Here is an 890-nt window from a genome sequence, read left to right as displayed (position 1 = left end):
TTATGATTATTTTAAAAGTGCAGCCTTGGTACACTCCGCAATTCATCATTCCCATACTAGGATTAATATTGGGCAACTCTCTCACTGCTATTGCTTTGACTAGCAACCAACTGATTGAATCTTTTTATGAGCAGCGGGGGCGTATCGAGATGATGCTAAGCCTATCTGCGCGGCCATTTGAAGCGGTACACGAGCCTATACGCTCGGCCATTATCACTGGTATGACGCCAACATTAAACTCTATGCTAGTCGTTGGTATCGTCAGTTTGCCGGGCATGATGACAGGACAAATTCTTGCGGGGGCTGATCCTACTCAAGCCGTTCGTTACCAAATAATAACGATGTTTTTGATATGTGTGAGTAGCACGCTTGGTTGTACAATCAATGCCCTACTCATTTATCGACGTTTTTTTAATAAAAGCTATCAATTTATCCCACCATGAATGACTCACCACCTATAGCGTTAGAGATAAAGAATTTATGCCTTAATGTGTTAAATACTGCCTCATAACTTCCATTGTAACGCTCGCCTCATGTTGAAAGTATCCCACTATATATTTGATTTTATGAATATATTTATTTTAATTTATGTACTACCCAGTACGACAAACCAATGTTTACTTGATCCACATTCATGATAGTGTACTCATTAATAATCACTTTATTTTTGAATACTCAAACCGTGGCTTGTTAATTACTACAATGGCGTGCCTAAGACGATTTATCCCAATAGGTACAACAGTATTAAAGAGCTCTATGAGGAATGCTTTGGAAAGTCTTACTGGTTACAAATCTCCGCATCATATTGAATTTGTAAATGAATTACCAAAGAGACCCCACTCTCAACTTCGAAAGTGATTGAAAAAAGAAGAGCACCTCACTAATCTATT

At 38.3% G+C, this 890-nt stretch carries 1 protein-coding gene; it reads left to right on the top strand.

The genetic code is table 11. The features are described 5' to 3' along the window. Positions 1-443: ABC transporter permease (locus ACT3RN_RS15870; RefSeq protein WP_444518844.1), on the top strand; the 443-nt coding region annotated here is incomplete at its 5' end. Between the last annotated feature and the right edge of the window lie 447 nt (positions 444-890).

Origin of the sequence: Psychrobacter sp. AOP5-GZ1-6, from assembly GCF_052376345.1 — a bacterium.
Classification (GTDB): Bacteria; Pseudomonadota; Gammaproteobacteria; order Pseudomonadales; family Moraxellaceae; genus Psychrobacter.
Note: the sequence above shows the minus strand (reverse complement) of the source record. Positions and strands in the feature narration are given on the sequence as shown.